Here is a 16,547-nt window from a genome sequence, read left to right on the forward strand (position 1 = left end):
ATTTATCATCTTGTTAATTGTGAGTTCAGTCATAGTAATCTCAGCGAATCTAGCTGTTAATTTTTATAGTTCATAAACATTTTAATAAGGGGAAAAAAAAGCGCCATCTCTAAGGAGATGGCGCTTTTGATATATCTATAAGTACCGGCTTATAATTCTAAAGCCTTAGTTACATTATTATCCATTAATAATTCTTGTGGATTTTCTAATGCTTCTTTTACCGCAACTAGGAACCCAACAGATTCTTTACCATCAATAATTCTATGGTCATAAGATAATGCCACATACATCATTGGGTGAATTTCAACTTTACCATCTACAGCGATAGGACGCTCTATAATATTGTGCATTCCTAAAATACCACTCTGAGGAGGGTTAATAATAGGTGTAGACAACATACTTCCAAAGACACCACCGTTAGTAATTGTAAAGGTACCACCAGTCATTTCATCTACAGTAATTTGTCCGTCTCTAGCTCTAAGTGCTAAACGTTTTACTTCAGACTCAACACCTCTAAACGATAGGTTTTCTGCATTTCTAATTACAGGAACCATTAAACCTTTAGGTCCAGAAACAGCAATACTGATATCTACAAAATCATAGGTTAACATCTGCTTACCATCAATCATAGAATTTACAGCAGGATACATTTTTAATGCTCTTACAACCGCTAAAGAAAAGAAACTCATAAACCCTAAGCTTACACCGTGCTTAGCCTTAAATTCTTCTTTGTATTGCTTACGCAATTCAAAAATAGGCGTCATATTAACCTCATTAAAGGTGGTTAACATAGCCGTCGTATTTTTAGCTTCCACTAAACGTTCTGCAACTTTACGACGTAACATAGACATTTTACTATGCGTCGTTCCTCTATTTCCTCCGGTTGGTGTTCCCATAGAAGGTACCGCTTTTACAGCATCTTCTTTAGTTACTCTCCCATCTTTACCAGTACCAGAAACAGCACTTGCATCCATACCTTTTTCAGCTAAAACTTTCTTTGCAGCCGGACTTGCAGTCCCTGTCGCATAGGTTTTAGATTCTGAAGCTGCTGGTTTTGGCGCTTCTGCTTTAGGCGCTTCTTCCTTAGTTTCAGTGGCTGCTGGCGCTTCTCCACCTTCTGGCTTTTCGGCACTTGTATCAATTAAACAAACTACCGCACCAACGGCAACCGCATCACCTTCTTCAGCTTTAAGTGTAATTGTTCCACTCACTTCCGCTGGCAACTCTAATGTTGCTTTGTCACTGTCTACCTCAGCAATGGCCTGATCTTTTTCTACATAATCTCCATCTTGCACTAACCACTCTGCAATTTCCACCTCAGTAATTGACTCGCCTGGTGAAGGCACTTTCATTTCTAAAATCATATTGTAATATTTATAACCTATGGTTTTAAGTTGTTCTTGTTTGACGGTATCTTTTCTAAAGAAAAGATCCTTAATTTATTATCGCTGATTATTTTTAGTTTTATCAAAAACAAAATCAATCACTTCTTTGTGTCTTATTTTTGAACGTACAGAACTACCTGCTGCAGGAGCTCCATAAGGTCTTCTACTTGCCACTCTAAAGTTCTTAGATTCTTCGAAGTTCATTAACATATGTGCATAAGCTCCCATGTTTCTTGGTTCTTCTTGAGCCCAAACAATATCATCTGCATTCTTGTACTTCTCCAATACCGCTCTCATATCTTGAGCTGGTAATGGGAATAACTGTTCTATTCTAACTAAAGCAACATCATCTCTTTCAAGTTTTTCTTGCTCTTCTAATAAATCGTAATAAAATTTACCCGTTACAAACACTAAAGTTTTTATCTGCTCTACTTTTGCTCTAGCATCATCAATTAACATTTGGAAACTACCGTTAGCAAACTCGTCTACGGTAGACACCACTTTTGGATGACGTAATAAACTTTTTGGTGTAAAAACGATTAATGGTTTTCTATACCCCGCTTTTACTTGTCGTCTTAATAAGTGGAACATGTTGGCTGGCGTTGTACAATCTGCAATAAACATATTATCCTTAGCACAAAGTTGTAAATAACGCTCCATACGACCCGATGAATGTTCTGCACCTTGACCTTCATATCCATGAGGCAATAGCATAACCAATCCATTCTGTAATTTCCATTTATCTTCAGCAGCAGAGATATATTGGTCTAACATAATCTGTGCTCCATTACTGAAATCTCCAAATTGTGCTTCCCAAATGGTTAAGGTTTTAGGACTTGCCATAGCATAACCATAATCAAAACCTACAACACCATATTCTGACAATAAGGAATTATAAATATAGAATTTACCTTGATCATCACTTAGGTTATTCTGAAGTACAATTTCTTCTTCACTGTCTTCCACTTTAACAACGGCATGACGGTGCGAGAAGGTTCCTCGTTCTACATCTTGTCCAGAAATACGAACATCGCTACCTTCTAATAATATAGAACCGTAAGCTAAGTGCTCTGCCATAGCCCAGTCTAATCGATCTTCATCAAACATCGCTTGTCTCGACTCGATTAAACGTTGAATTTTTCTAATGAATTTCTTGTCTTCAGGAAGATTTGAAATGGTCTTAGTAATTTTCTTAAGCGCTTCTACAGGGTACGTTGTATCTACCGGCTTCATCATTTTATCTTCTTCAACAGAAGTAAAATCTACCCATTCATTTTGCATAAATGGAGTAATCTCCGTCTTTTCGACCTTACGAGAATCTACCAGCTTTTCTTCAAGCTTATCTTTATATTCTTTTTCTATTTTAGAAACAAAACCTTTATCAATAACACCTTCAGACATTAAGCGCTCTGCATAAATATCTCTTGGATTTTTATGTTTTGCAATAGCTTTATAGAGTAAGGGTTGTGTAAACTTAGGCTCATCACCTTCATTATGCCCATATTTTCTATAACCTAACATGTCTATAAAGACATCACGTTTAAATTTCATTCTGAAATGCAACGCAAATAAAGTCGCATGTACTACAGCTTCTACATCATCTGCATTAACGTGCAATACTGGAGATAAGGTCACCTTACCAACATCTGTACAATAGGTACTAGAACGCGCATCTAAATAATTAGTGGTAAACCCAATTTGGTTATTAACCACGATATGTATAGTTCCTCCTGTTTTATAACCATCTAATTGTGCCATTTGCACCAGCTCATAAACTAAGCCTTGTCCTGCAATAGCAGCATCACCATGTACAATAATTGGTAAGACTTGCGATGGATTATCAGGGTATTTATCATCTTGTTTAGCTCTGGCTATACCTTCTACAACTGCACCAACCGTTTCTAAATGCGAAGGGTTTGGAGCAATATTTAGGTTAATTCTTTTACCAGAATCGGTAACACGATCACTCGTCCAACCTAAGTGGTATTTTACATCCCCATCAAAAATAGCTTGCTCGTAATCTTTACCATCAAATTCGCTAAAGATATCTTTGGCTGATTTTCCGAAGATGTTTGTTAATGTACTTAAACGCCCTCTGTGCGCCATACCCATAACGAATTCTTTTACATCATAACCTGAAGCTTGCTCAATTAAAGCATCTAAAGCAGGTATTAAGGCCTCACCCCCCTCTAAAGAGAATCGTTTTTGACCGACATATTTGGTATGTAAAAAATTTTCGAAAGAAACCGCTTCATTAAGCTTTCTAAGAATAGTTTTCTTCTGATCTGGAGAAAACTGTGGGTTGTTATCGTTGACATTAAGCTTTTGCTGAATCCATTTAATTTCTTCAGGCTTTCTAATGTACATATATTCCACACCGATAGAATCGCAATACACTTTTTCTAAATGATCTATAATCATTTGTAAAGTTGCCGAAGATCCTAAACCTAAAACTTCACCTGCAGAGAACACGGTTTGTAAATCGCTCTGAGATAAGCCAAAGTTTTCAACTTCTAAGGTAGGGGCATATTTTCGTCTGGCACGTACTGGATTTGTTTTGGTAAACAAATGGCCTCGACTTCTATAGCCTTCGATAAGTTTTAAAACTTGGAATTCTTTTTGAATTTGTTCTGGTATTTGCGTAGAAACACCTTCAATAATTTCACCATCTACACCATAATTTTCGGATCCAAAGTCGTAACCTTGAAAAAAGGCCCGCCAGCTTGGCTCTACAGAATCTGGGTTTTTGAGGTATTGGTCATATAAATCAGCAAAATATGCTGTATGTGCCGCGTTGAGAAAGGAATATTTATCCATTTTACTTTTTGAGACGTTGTCGTTTCAACATAATTTAGTCAAAAATACAACTTTTAACAAATATAGATAAGGATTTATTATATTTATAACATATTGATTTGAACTTCTAAAAACAGACCCAACGTGAAACCTCATTTTACCTTTAAAATACTTATTGCGAGCCTTCTTTACTTTTTGTTTACAAACCTCTCTTTTGCGCAAAACTCAAGATCTTACCCAAGTGATTTTTGGAGTCATATGGAATATGGTGGTGGGATAGGACTTAATTTTGGCGATGGTTATTTTAGTGCCTTTGTTGCCCCAAACGCCTTGTACCGTTTTAATCCTTATGTGGCTACAGGAATTGGCTTAAACTACTCGTACAGCAGCCAAAAAGACATTTATAAATCGACGGTTTTAGGAGGAAGCCTTATCGCTTTAGTGAACCCTATTAGTGAAATACAGCTTTCTGCGGAATTTGAGCAATTACACGTCAGCCGTAATTTCGACAATCGGTACGTCGGAAATGCGGATGAAGACTATTGGTATCCGGCCTTATTTTTAGGAGCAGGTTACAGCAGTGGCAATGTAACCATTGGAATTAGATACGATGTCCTTTACGATACAGATAAGAGTATTTACACCGAAGCTTGGATGCCTTTTGTTCGCTTCAGGTTTTAAGAAACCTCTTAATACTGCCTCATTTTTCCTGTAAATTCTTCAATATGAATTACAAATATAACCGCAACCTCATCCTTATTGATTTTTGCGGAGAACTCACTGATATAATCGAGGTCGCGCCTCTCGGTGCGCATCACGACGTCTTTTACGCCAAGTGAAAATTCGTGCAGTAATGCTTTGGCATCGCAGCCGTCGAGTTCCTCATATATTCCATGAGCGACCACCGACCTCCAGCTATTGATGTTTTTTATTTCTGCGACCTCTAAAGCTACTTTTCCATGTAGCCGCAAGGCATTAATCTTATGCCCTTCATTAGAGTAACATATAATACGGTTATTCTTATAAAAGTAAGTAATAGGTACAATAAACGGTTCATTATGATAAATGTATGCTAAATGACCTACGTAATGTTCACTTAATAGCAACATGCAGTCTTCTTGTGGTAATGATTTTATCATAATGTTTCGGTTTAAATTATACTATTGGCTATGTAATACTAACAAGGGTAGGTTCATTCTCGATTTTACTTCTTTATTAGGTGAGGCACTAAATAGACGTTCTACAAAGGATTTATCTTGGGCAACATAAGTGGTTATATCTATAGGGTGTGTTTCCAAATACGTGGCCACAGCCTTATCAACGTCATCGGTCTCAACCCTTTGGTAACGCGCCCCTAAATAGGCTAAATTATCCAGATCATTAACCACCACAGTGGTATCTTCTATATTTTTAACCAAACGCAGCACATGCAATTTCAGCTTAAATCGTGTTATAAACGTAATAATGGTATCCATTAAATATTGGTCTAAAACCGTTGTTGCATTTAAAACCACCAAAAACTCATGAGGCAACTGAAAACGATAAGCACTAGGCACAACCAAAGTTTTACAACTTACTTTTTCAATGACATTAATGGTATTGCTCCCCATAAGTACTTCTTTTACATTAGAAGCGCCGTTACTCCCCATCACAATATAGTCTAGGGAAAATTTACGTACGGCCTGCTTAATCGCATCGGTGAACACATCATAGTCAATCACGGTTTTAAACTCGTAATGTTCATGAGCGTAATCTTTTATTAACCTTGCTTTTAAGGTCTTTAATTTCGCTTTTGGTTTTTCAGCAATGGCTTCATACACGCTATCTTTAGAATTCACCAATAAATCATCAGAAATATAGCTTTCAACCTTATGCACATACATTAAATAAAAGGTACAAGGGTTGCCACTAAAAAACTGCATAGCATACAAAATAGCATTGGTTGCATTCTTTGAAAAATCCGTAAGTAATAGTATCTTTTTCATAACTTTAAGACTTGTCATTAAAGCTAATAGAACCTTCTCAAAAAAACTATGACAAGAATCAGTTTCATTAAAAAGAGACAAAAACGCGGCCCCTCATAGCCGCCTCTATACCAGCCCTTTAAAGATACGTATAAATAAATTTAAAATTGAAATAAAACTTAGGTTTACCAAGTTCGTTTTTAAGAATATTGGGCTTTGTACCACACTTTTTGCCACTCGCGCTGCAGAATGATGAAAGCCACTTGTTCGGAGAGTACATAAACGTCACTGCCATCGAGGCTTTTAATGGTAGCCTCGGGAACGTCTACGATATATAATAGATTGAGATAGTCTGAAAACTTAGAATTGATAAGATGCAAAATGGTTTCGTGAAGTAGCATCTTTAAACTCGTTGGCAAAATATCGTCCTTAAACTCAAGATCTATATTAGCATATAAGAGATCCTTATTGAGTTGTGCCACCAGTTTATGATAGAGCTTTAAGCCTTCGGCCTCTTGGATTAAATGATCAAAATTAGAAGGCAATTTCATTACACACGTCTATTCATTAACTGTTCACCAAATAATAGTAAACCTTGTTTTTTAGCGGCATCAACATTTAAGGTTTCTAGGACTTCAAATGCTTTTTCTGTATAGGCTTTAACTGCCTTTTGCGTAGCTTCAGCCGCTCCCGATTTTAAGAATAAAGCTTTTACGCTACCCACCTTTTCCTCATGAGAGAGCTCCGCATTATTCATGGCTGCTTTTAAACTTACAGTATCCGCTTCTGTTCCCAATTCTAAGGTTTTAAGGTAGAGATAGGTTTTTTTATTCTCAATAATATCACCGCCTACTTGTTTCCCAAAGGTTTCAGGATTTCCAAAGGCATCTAAATAATCGTCTTGCAACTGAAAAGCAATCCCCAATAAACGACCAAACTCGTAAATAGCGTTCTGATCTGCATCGGATGCTTTGGCAACAATAGCTCCCATTTTCATAGCTGCTCCTACTAATACCGCGGTCTTATACTCAATCATTTTCAGGTATTCTTCAATAGTGACATCATTACGCGTTTCAAAATCGATATCGTACTGCTGGCCTTCACAAACTTCTAAAGCCGTTTTACTAAACAGTTTTGCTAAGTCTTGAAAGGTTGAAGAATCATAGTTTTCAAACAACTGGTACGCCATTATTAACATGGCATCTCCAGATAAGATTCCGGTATTAAGATTCCATTTTTCATGTACCGTTTCTTTCCCTCTACGCAAAGGTGCATCATCCATAATATCATCATGGACCAATGAAAAGTTATGAAACACTTCTATAGAAAGTGCCGCATCCATAGCTTTTTCAGCCGAAGCCCCAAAAACCTCAGCGGTCATTAAGGTTAATATTGGTCGCAAACGCTTCCCTCCTAATTGAAGAATATAGTTTATAGGTTGATATAAATTTTGAGGTTCTTTATGTACAGTAAAACGTTCTAAATATTTTAGAAATGGTTTTTGGTATTGTTCAATGTGTTGCATAGGGCAAAAATAAATCAATTGTTTTAATAATAAAGACTGTCTAGTTTTAAAAAAACAGAAGCCTTTAAGGTCCACCGAAAAAAAGATTTTTAAACTTTGGAAACTATTTTGGTTTTTAAAGTTTCCTGCCGTAGTTTTGCAGCCTGATAAAAAAAGCTTTCCACAATTGCTGGAGAACCAAATTATGAAAGACAAAATAATACTTAAATCTGTTGATCTCTTCTTAAACTTAGGGTTTAAAAGTGTTACTATGGACGATATTGCCAATGAGATGGGCATTTCAAAAAAAACCATTTATCAACATTTTCAAAACAAAACCAAATTAGTTGAAGCGACCGCCATGAATGTTTTTAGTAACATTTCTCAAGGTATTGACTGTATTTGCGCTTTGGACAAAAACCCCATTGAAGAACTTTACGAAATTAAGAAGTTTGTGATGCATCATTTAAAAAATGAAAAATCATCACCGCAATATCAACTTCAGAAGTATTACCCTAAAATATTTTCGAACTTAAAGCGTAAGCAATTTGACAAAATGATGACCTGCGTTACCCATAATTTAGAACGTGGTGTAGCCCAAGGTATTTATAGAGACTCTATTAATATTGATTTTGTAGCACGCCTCTATTTTAACAATATGCTCTCTTTAAAAGACCCTTATATTTTCCCGAGAGAACATTTCTCCATGACCTTATTAATGAACAACTATTTAGAATATCATATTAGAGGTATTTGCTCAGAACAAGGTTTAAAAACACTAACTCAATTACATATCAAAGAAAACTAAGCAATGAAAAAAATACGCTTTATTTTAATCGCTTTTATTCTTTTTCAAATGGGCTATGCGCAGCAGGAGCCTACAAGTCTTTCGCTTCAAGAAGCTATTGACTATGCTTTGGAAAACAATAGATCTTCCCTTAACGCCTCTCAAGATATTGAAGCTGCCAAACGCCAAAAGTGGGAGACTACCGCTTCTGGGTTACCCCAATTAAGTGGAAGCGTTAACTACCAAAACAATTTAAAACAGCAAGTTTCTGTTATTCCTGCTGAATTTTTTGGCGGTCAACCTGGAGAATTTACGGAAGTTATTTTCAGTACCAAACAAAGCATGACGGCTTTTGCGACTTTAAATCAGAAAATATTTGATGGCTCTTATATTGTAGGACTACAATCTGCTAAGGTTTACCTTAAAATATCAGAAAATGCCAAAGTTAAAACCGACCTAGAAGTTAGACAGGCCGTTATTGAAGCTTATGGTAATGTGCTTTTAGCGGAAGAGAGTATCGCTATTTTAGAACGTAACATTAGTGTGCTTGAGAAAAACCTTTACGAAACCAACAAGATTTTTGAAAATGGTTTGGAAGAAGAAGAAAGTGTAGAGCAACTAAAAATTACACTCTCTAGTGTAAAAAGCAATTTAAACAACACCAATAGACTCAAAACTTTGGCCTACCAAATGCTGAATATTACCTTAGGTCTAGATGTTTATAAGCCTATAGAACTCACAGATAACTTAGAAGCCTTAACTACGCAGAATATGGCTCTAGACATCTTAGATTCTGACGTTAACCCAGAGAACACTATAGATTATCTTATTGCACAAAACGATGCCGAATCTAAAGCGCTTTTATTAAAGTTAGAAAAAAGTAAAGCCTTACCAACATTAAACGCTTTTATTAATGGTGGGTATTCGGGTTATAGTGATGAGTTCACTTTTAACAAAAAGAGTCAAGACTGGTTTGGATCGTCTTTATTCGGTGTTAGCTTAGACATTCCTATTTTTAGTTCTGGAATGCGTACGGCCTCTACCCAAAGAGCACAAATCAACTTAGAAAAAGCAGAAACGGAATTAACGGAAACCGAGCAACGCATTAAATTAGAAATTGCATCGGCTAAAAGTGATTACCAATTTGCTATTGAAGACTACCAAAATAAAAAGGAAAACTTAGCGCTTGCAGAACGCATTGAGACCAAAAACCAAACTAAATTTTTTGAAGGTATAGGCTCTAGTTTTGAACTTAGACAAGCCCAAACCCAATTATACGCTGCCCAACAAGAACTGCTTCAAGCTATGCTCGATGTTGTAAACTCTAAGGCAGACCTAGAAACCGTTTTAAACACTCCAATCCAAAATTAAAAATAACGACTCCGATGAAATATATCTCTCTATTAATAATTGTTGCTGCCTTAACAGCATCATGCACAGGAAAAAAGAAAAATTCCGTAGAATATGTCTTAGAGCAGGGCAATCTAGAAACCATAAGAACTAAACGAAGTGAACTTGTGGCAGACCAGCAAGCCATTAACGATAAAATTAAACTTTTAGATCAGAAAATAAAAAGCTTAGACACCACTAAAAACGTTCCGTTAATTACAACGTTTAAAGCTGAAGGGCAAGTTTTTAATCACGTTTTAGAATTACAAGGTAACGTGACCACTAAAAACCTTTTAACCATTACGCCAGAGTTTAATGGGATCTTAACTAAGGTTTATGTTAAGGAAGGACAAAAAGTAACAAAAGGACAGACCTTAGCAAAAATTGACGATGGCGGACTTAGCCAGCAATTGGCACAATTAAAAATTCAGGCCGAACTAGCAAAAACTACCTATGAGCGTCAACAACGTTTATGGAAACAAAACATTGGTAGTGAAATTCAGTACCTGCAAGCGAAATCGACTTACGAGTCGCAACAAGAAGCGGTAAACCAACTTAATCAGCAAATTGCAAAGGCTACCGTTAAAGCACCTTTTACAGGAACTATTGACGATATTATTACAGAGCAAGGTAGTGTTGTGGCTGCAGGCCAAACGCCATTAATGCGTATTGTAAATTTAGAGGATATGTATATTGAAACTGAAGTACCAGAACGTTATGTTTCTGATGTAACTAAAGGGAAAAGTGTTCATGTTAACATTCCTGTTTTAGGTAAAACAATTGAAACTCAAATTCGTCAAGCCGGAGATTTTATCAATCCTGCTAACCGTACTTTTAAGATTGAAGTTGAAATTCCTAATAAGGACAAAACGATTAAACCTAATTTATCGGCACGTTTAAAAATTAACGATTACACGAGTGAAAATGCAGTATTAATTCCACAAAGTGTGGTTTCAGAAAACTCAGATGGCGAGCAGTATGTTTATGTAGTTTCAGATAAAAATGCTAAAGGTATTGGTACAGCTAACCGTGTTATTATTACCACCGGAAAAACACAAGAAGATGTTATTGAAGTTTTAGAAGGTTTAGAACCTGGTGCAGAAATTATAAAAGAAGGTGCTCGTAGCGTTAGAGACGGACAAGCTGTAGAAGTGATTAATTACGAAATTAAAAACTAATGACTGAAAACAAAAAAAATACCGAAAAGGAATTTGGTTGGTCATCTTGGGCCATCAACAATAAGACCACGATGTATGTGCTTATTGCTGTATTTTTCTACTTAGGAATTTCAGCATTTTTCGACATGCCAAGAGAGGCTTTTCCGGAGGTTAACGAAACCAAGATTTACGTAAGTACCATCTACCCTGGGAATACCGCGGAAGATATTGAAAAGCTCATTACAAATCCGGTTGAAGATCAGCTTAAAACCGTAAGTAATGTTGTAGAAATTACCTCAACCTCACAAGAAGATTATTCTATGGTGGTTGTAGAATTTGATGAGCATATTACGGTAGAGCAAGCCAAACAAAAGGTTAAAGATGAAATTGACTCGGAAACGGCAAGTGAAGATTGGCCAACTTTTAATGGCGCTAAAGTAGAGCCTGATGTTTTTGAATTAAGCCTTTCCGAAGAAATGCCTATTCTTAACATTAATATTTCTGGAGACTACCCTATTGAAAAATTAAAGGATTATGCCGAATACCTTCAAGAAGAAATTGAAGATTTACAAGAAATTAAAAAGGCAGATATCCGTGGAGCTCAAGAGAAAGAAGTTGAAGTGGCTGTGGACATCTATAAAATGATGGCTGCAAAAGTGACCTTCAATGATATTATTGGTGCTATTAGCAGCGGAAACGTTACCCAATCTGCAGGAAACCTGAAAGCGAGCGGTCAACGCCGTACCATTAGAATTATTGGAGAGATTGAAACCCCGTCAGAACTGGAAAACTTTGTGGTTAAAGCCGAAAATGGTAATCCTATTTATTTAAAAGACGTGGCTACAGTTTCTTTTCATGAAGAAGACAAAACCACCTTTGCCCGTAAATCTGGAAAACCGGTTGTAATGCTAGACGTTAAAAAACGTGCTGGTAAAAACATGGTGGCCGCTGCAGAACAAACCCAAGCGATTGTTCAGAATGCTATAGATAATGAATTCCCTAAAGACCTTGAGGTGACCATTACTAATGACCAATCTCCTGTAACCATAGGTAAGGTAGACGATTTGGTAAACAACATCATCTTTGGTGTTATCTTAGTCGTTACCGTCCTTATGTTCTTCTTAGGGTTTAAAAATGCCCTATTCGTTGGTTTTGCAATTCCAATGTCTATGTTTATGTCCTTAATGATCTTGGGACTTATTGGTTATAGTTTAAATACCATGGTTTTATTCGGACTTATCATGGGACTCGGAATGTTAGTGGATAACGGAATTGTGGTTGTAGAAAACGTGTACCGTCTTATGGAAGATGAAGGCATGAACCGTATTGAAGCTGCAAAAAAAGGAATTGGTGAAATTGCCTACCCTATTATTATTTCTACCGCAACAACAGTTGCCGCCTTTGTCCCTATTGGGTTATGGCCAGGAATTATGGGTGAGTTTATGAAAATCTTACCAATTACCTTATCTATTGTATTAGGCTCCTCGTTAATTGTAGCCATCTTCTTTAACTCTGTATTGGTCTCTCGTTATATGACCACAGAAGATAAGGATATGCCGCTAAAGCAAATTATTAAAATCACGGTAATTATTGCCGCTTTCGGTATCTTAATCTTAGTATTTGGTGGGACCTACCGAGGCTTAGGAACCATTATGGTCTTTACCGCTATTATGCTATGGGCTTACCGCTATTTTATTAGAGGTTGGGCCAATAGCTTTCAGAATAAAGCCCTTGTAAGTCTAGAGAATTGGTACGAAGTTCGCTTAAGAAAAGCGCTTTCTAAAAAGCAACCTTACGTGTTAACTATCGTAACCTTTGTGCTTTTATTTGCGGCATTTATCGCCTTTGGTTTGTCTTTAAAAAGTCAGCGTACTAAAGTGGAGTTCTTCCCAGATAATAAGCCCAACCAAATAATTGTCTATATCGAATATCCACAAGGAACGGCTATTGAAAAAACCAATGCCATTACTGCACAGATTGAAAAACGTGTAGAAGCGGTTATTAATGACGGGCAATACATGGATGGGGATCGTAACTTTTTAGTAGAAAGTGCCGTTTCTCAAGTTGGTGAAGGAGCCGGAAACCCTCAAACCGACATGGGATCTGGAGCAGAGATGCCCCATAAAGCTAAGATTACAGCCTCTATGCGGGAGTACAAATATAGACGTGGCGAAGACAGTGAACTTTTACGTCAAAAAGTACAAGAAGCCTTAGTGGGAATCTTTCCTGGGGTTTTAATTTCTGTTGAAAAAGACACCAACGGTCCTCCTGCCGGACCACCAATTAATATTGAAATTGAAGGTAGTGACTATGACCAACTCATAGGACTGGCAGAGCAAATGCGAAGCTTTATTAACTCTAAAAACATTCAGGGTATCGATGAACTTAAAATCGATGTGAACAAAGACAAACCCTCAATGCTTGTTGAAATTGATAGAAAGAAAGCCGGAGAATTAGGAATTTCAGCCAGACAAATAGGTGATCAATTACGAAACTCTATTTTTGGTTCTAAAGCAGGAATTTTCAAAGAAGACGGCGATGATTTTGATATCTATGTCCGCTTTAATGAAGACAACCGTTACGATAAAAGTGCCTTATTTAACCAAAATATCACGTTTAGAGACAACACAGGTCAGATTAAGGAGATTCCATTATCTACAGTTGCCAAGCAGAAAAACAATTCGGGCTTTAGTGCCATTAAGCACAAAGACACCAAACGTGTGGTTACCGTATACTCTGCCTTATCTCCTGGATTTACAGATGCCGGAGCAATTGTAACGCAGATTCAGAATGAAATGAAAAGTTTTGAAGGTTTACCAGAAGATGTGCATATTGATTATACGGGTCAGATTGAAGAACAGAATAAACAAATGGCCTTTTTAGTAGGGGCGTTTTTCACCGGATTAGGGTTAATTTTCTTCATTTTAATTTTCCAATTCAACTCGGTATCTAAGCCAACCATTATTATGATTGCTATTTTCTTGAGTTTCATTGGGGTCTTTGGAGGTATTGTAATCTCTGGAAGTGCCTTTGTTATTATGATGACTATGGTAGGGATAATTTCCCTTGCAGGAATCGTTGTAAACAACGGGGTGGTACTTCTTGATTATGCGCAACTCTTAATTGATCGAAAGAAAAATGAATTAGATCTTATTGAAACCGATTACCTTACAACTGAAGATTTATTTGAAAGTATCGTTAGAGCCGGAAAAGCCCGTTTAAGACCCGTTTTATTAACGGCTATTACCACGATTTTAGGTTTAATTCCGCTTGCCATAGGACTAAACATTAACTTCTTTACCCTATTTGCAGATTTCGATGCTAATATTTACATGGGTGGAGACAATGTGGTGTTTTGGGGACCATTAGCCTGGACCGTTATTTACGGTTTATTAGTGGCCACCTTCTTAACCTTAATTGTGGTTCCTATTTTATTCTTTTTAAGTATTAAACTTAAAATGTGGATGCGCTTAAAGTTTACTTCAGAACCTTTAAGAGCTGAAAAAAAGTAAGGCCTTTAGCACTTTATTTATAAAGTCTCCCCTTTAAAAAACACGTTATATAAAAGTCCATTTCGGCTTTTATATAACGTGTTTTAGGTTTTACTCGGTTTTCAAAATGCACTTTTATTACAGCGTTGTAAACAGATTGTGTTTGGGATGTGTAGAGCGGGGCCTTCAAACTTTAAAATATTCCACCTTCTAAGGATGAAAAATCCCAATTCATTATCCGATAATAATTAAACTTACTTAAATTTGCACCCGCATTCATCATAGCATTAGCAGCGATGAACAAAATTTAAATTTCATTATGTACAGAAGTCACAATTGTGGTGAATTAAGAGCATCACACAGCAATACAGAAGTTACACTCTCAGGATGGGTTCAAGGTGTTAGAGATAAAGGGTTTATGATCTATTTAGATCTTCGTGATCGTTATGGCATCACCCAACTTTATTTTGATGAAGAAAGCACTCCAAAAGAGATCATGGAGAAGGCTTCAAAATTGGGACGTGAATTTGTAATTCAAGTAACAGGTAAAGTTGTAGAACGTGCTTCTAAAAACCCAAATATTCCTACAGGAGATATAGAAGTTTTAGTTTCAGAACTTAATGTGCTTAACAGTTCATTAGTACCTCCATTTACTATTGAAGACAAAACCGATGGTGGTGATGATGTCCGTATGAAATACAGATATATTGATATCCGCCGTAATCCGGTAAAAAATAAACTGATCTTTAGACATAAAGTTTCTCAAGCGGTGCGTAATTATTTATCGCAACAAGACTTTATAGAAGTTGAAACACCATATTTAATTAAATCTACACCAGAAGGAGCGCGTGATTTTGTGGTGCCTTCTCGTATGAATGAAGGCCAATTTTACGCTTTACCACAATCGCCACAAACCTTTAAACAACTATTGATGGTTGGTGGAATGGATAAGTATTTCCAGATTGTAAAATGTTTTAGAGATGAAGATTTACGTGCCGACAGACAACCCGAGTTTACACAAATAGATTGTGAAATGGCTTTTGTTGAGCAAGAAGACATCTTAAATATGTTTGAAGGCTTAACCCGTCACTTATTAAAAGAAGTGAATGGTGTAGACATCGAAAAGTTTCCAAGAATGCTTTACGATGATGCCATGCGTTTATACGGAAATGACAAACCAGACATTAGATTTGGAATGGAATTTGGCGAGCTTAACGCCGTAGCACAACACAAAGATTTTGGTGTTTTTAACAATGCCGAATTAGTAGTCGGGATTGCCGTACCAGGCGGAAACGCTTTTACGAGAAAAGAAATCGACAACTTAATTAAGTGGGTAAAACGTCCACAAGTGGGAGCCTTAGGTATGGTATACTCACGTTGTAATGACGATGGTAGCTTTAAATCTTCAGTAGATAAATTCTATGACCAAGAGGATTTAGCAAAGTGGGCCGAGGTTACTGGCGCTAAAGCTGGTGATTTAGTTTGCATCTTATCAGGAGACAAAAATAAAGTAAGAGCACAATTAAGTGCGTTACGTATGGAACTTGCTGAGCGTTTAGGTTTAAGAGATCCTAAAGTATTTGCGCCATTATGGGTTATTGACTTCCCATTATTAGAGCTTGATGAAGAAACAGGAAATTACCACGCCATGCACCACCCGTTTACCTCACCAAAACCAGGACAAATAGAATTGTTAGATACCAATCCTGGCGAAGTAAAAGCCAATGCTTACGATTTGGTATTAAATGGTAATGAAATCGGAGGGGGTTCTATTAGAATTCACGATAAGAAAACCCAAGCCATTATGCTAAAACATTTAGGTTTTACTGAGGAAGAAGCAAAAGCGCAATTTGGATTCTTAATGGATGCTTTTGAATATGGTGCACCGCCACACGGTGGACTCGCTTTTGGTTTAGATCGATTGGTTGCCATTTTAGGAGGTCAGGAAAGTATTCGAGATTTTATTGCCTTCCCAAAAAACAATTCAGGTCGTGATGTAATGATTGATGCGCCTGCAGCAATTGACGATCAGCAACTTGAAGAACTCAGCTTAAAACTAAATTTAAAATCTTAA

The 16,547-nt window shown here is 36.8% G+C and carries 12 protein-coding genes; 6 read left to right on the forward strand and 6 right to left on the reverse strand.

Features of this window, described 5'->3' with window-relative positions; translation table 11 throughout:
- Positions 1-149 precede the first annotated feature (149 nt).
- Both odhB and ACFQ13_RS12490 read right to left on the reverse strand, forming a co-directional pair.
- Positions 150-1,364: a 2-oxoglutarate dehydrogenase complex dihydrolipoyllysine-residue succinyltransferase gene (odhB, locus tag ACFQ13_RS12485; protein ID WP_386117793.1), complete on the reverse strand. Its 1,215-nt coding sequence runs from the start codon at positions 1,362-1,364 to the stop codon at positions 150-152.
- Positions 1,365-1,442: 78 nt separating this feature from the next.
- Positions 1,443-4,202, reverse strand: coding sequence for a 2-oxoglutarate dehydrogenase E1 component (locus tag ACFQ13_RS12490; RefSeq protein ID WP_386117794.1), 2,760 nt, complete (start codon positions 4,200-4,202; stop codon positions 1,443-1,445).
- Between the two features lie 123 nt (positions 4,203-4,325).
- On the opposite strand from ACFQ13_RS12490, the gene ACFQ13_RS12495 reads away from it, so the two are divergent.
- Positions 4,326-4,862: an alpha-ketoglutarate decarboxylase gene (locus tag ACFQ13_RS12495; protein WP_386117796.1), complete on the forward strand. Its 537-nt coding sequence runs from the start codon at positions 4,326-4,328 to the stop codon at positions 4,860-4,862.
- Positions 4,863-4,870: 8 nt separating this feature from the next.
- Here the strand turns inward: ACFQ13_RS12495 and ACFQ13_RS12500 are convergent, their stop codons facing one another.
- From ACFQ13_RS12500 to ACFQ13_RS12515, 4 genes are all read right to left on the reverse strand, one after another.
- A complete protein-coding gene (locus ACFQ13_RS12500) occupies positions 4,871-5,320 on the reverse strand; it encodes a pyridoxamine 5'-phosphate oxidase family protein (RefSeq protein ID WP_386117798.1) in 450 nt (149 codons plus the stop codon).
- Between the two features lie 21 nt (positions 5,321-5,341).
- Positions 5,342-6,166: a universal stress protein gene (locus tag ACFQ13_RS12505; protein ID WP_386117800.1), complete on the reverse strand. Its 825-nt coding sequence runs from the start codon at positions 6,164-6,166 to the stop codon at positions 5,342-5,344.
- Between the two features lie 179 nt (positions 6,167-6,345).
- Complete coding sequence (locus ACFQ13_RS12510) at positions 6,346-6,696, reverse strand: hypothetical protein (RefSeq protein WP_386117802.1); 351 nt, start codon at positions 6,694-6,696, stop codon at positions 6,346-6,348.
- Positions 6,696-7,670 carry a polyprenyl synthetase family protein gene (locus ACFQ13_RS12515; protein ID WP_386117804.1) on the reverse strand — a complete coding sequence of 325 codons (975 nt, stop codon included), beginning with the start codon at positions 7,668-7,670 and terminating at the stop codon, positions 6,696-6,698. The genes ACFQ13_RS12510 and ACFQ13_RS12515 overlap by 1 nt, the downstream gene beginning before the upstream one ends.
- 184 nt (positions 7,671-7,854) lie before the next feature.
- Between ACFQ13_RS12515 and ACFQ13_RS12520 the strand changes: the two genes are divergently transcribed.
- The 5 genes from ACFQ13_RS12520 (at position 7,855) to aspS (ending at position 16,547) form a co-directional block, all read left to right on the forward strand.
- Positions 7,855-8,457, forward strand: coding sequence for a TetR/AcrR family transcriptional regulator (locus ACFQ13_RS12520; RefSeq protein ID WP_386117805.1), 603 nt, complete (start codon positions 7,855-7,857; stop codon positions 8,455-8,457).
- 3 nt (positions 8,458-8,460) lie between these two features.
- A complete protein-coding gene (locus ACFQ13_RS12525; protein WP_386117808.1) occupies positions 8,461-9,807 on the forward strand; it encodes a TolC family protein in 1,347 nt (448 codons plus the stop codon).
- 14 nt (positions 9,808-9,821) lie between these two features.
- Positions 9,822-11,003, forward strand: coding sequence for an efflux RND transporter periplasmic adaptor subunit (locus ACFQ13_RS12530; RefSeq protein ID WP_386117810.1), 1,182 nt, complete (start codon positions 9,822-9,824; stop codon positions 11,001-11,003).
- Complete coding sequence (locus ACFQ13_RS12535; protein WP_386117813.1) at positions 11,003-14,494, forward strand: efflux RND transporter permease subunit; 3,492 nt, start codon at positions 11,003-11,005, stop codon at positions 14,492-14,494. Before ACFQ13_RS12530 ends, ACFQ13_RS12535 begins: the two co-directional genes overlap by 1 nt.
- A 298-nt stretch (positions 14,495-14,792) precedes the next feature.
- A complete protein-coding gene (aspS, locus tag ACFQ13_RS12540) occupies positions 14,793-16,547 on the forward strand; it encodes an aspartate--tRNA ligase (RefSeq protein WP_386117815.1) in 1,755 nt (584 codons plus the stop codon).

It is taken from the genome of Winogradskyella rapida, assembly GCF_042675845.1.
Classification (GTDB): domain Bacteria; phylum Bacteroidota; class Bacteroidia; order Flavobacteriales; family Flavobacteriaceae; genus Winogradskyella; species Winogradskyella rapida.

Excerpts from the sequence above, each read along its gene's own strand:
- odhB (WP_386117793.1), bottom strand. The coding sequence starts at position 1,364 with ATGATTTTAGAAATGAAAGTGCCTTCACCAGGCGAGTCAATTACTGAG.
- ACFQ13_RS12490 (WP_386117794.1), bottom strand. The coding sequence starts at position 4,202 with ATGGATAAATATTCCTTTCTCAACGCGGCACATACAGCATATTTTGCT.
- ACFQ13_RS12500 (WP_386117798.1), bottom strand. The coding sequence starts at position 5,320 with ATGATAAAATCATTACCACAAGAAGACTGCATGTTGCTATTAAGTGAA.
- ACFQ13_RS12505 (WP_386117800.1), bottom strand. The coding sequence starts at position 6,166 with ATGAAAAAGATACTATTACTTACGGATTTTTCAAAGAATGCAACCAAT.
- ACFQ13_RS12510 (WP_386117802.1), bottom strand. The coding sequence starts at position 6,696 with ATGAAATTGCCTTCTAATTTTGATCATTTAATCCAAGAGGCCGAAGGC.
- ACFQ13_RS12515 (WP_386117804.1), bottom strand. The coding sequence starts at position 7,670 with ATGCAACACATTGAACAATACCAAAAACCATTTCTAAAATATTTAGAA.
- ACFQ13_RS12520 (WP_386117805.1), top strand. The coding sequence starts at position 7,855 with ATGAAAGACAAAATAATACTTAAATCTGTTGATCTCTTCTTAAACTTA.
- ACFQ13_RS12525 (WP_386117808.1), top strand. The coding sequence starts at position 8,461 with ATGAAAAAAATACGCTTTATTTTAATCGCTTTTATTCTTTTTCAAATG.
- ACFQ13_RS12530 (WP_386117810.1), top strand. The coding sequence starts at position 9,822 with ATGAAATATATCTCTCTATTAATAATTGTTGCTGCCTTAACAGCATCA.
- ACFQ13_RS12535 (WP_386117813.1), top strand. The coding sequence starts at position 11,003 with ATGACTGAAAACAAAAAAAATACCGAAAAGGAATTTGGTTGGTCATCT.
- aspS (WP_386117815.1), top strand. The coding sequence starts at position 14,793 with ATGTACAGAAGTCACAATTGTGGTGAATTAAGAGCATCACACAGCAAT.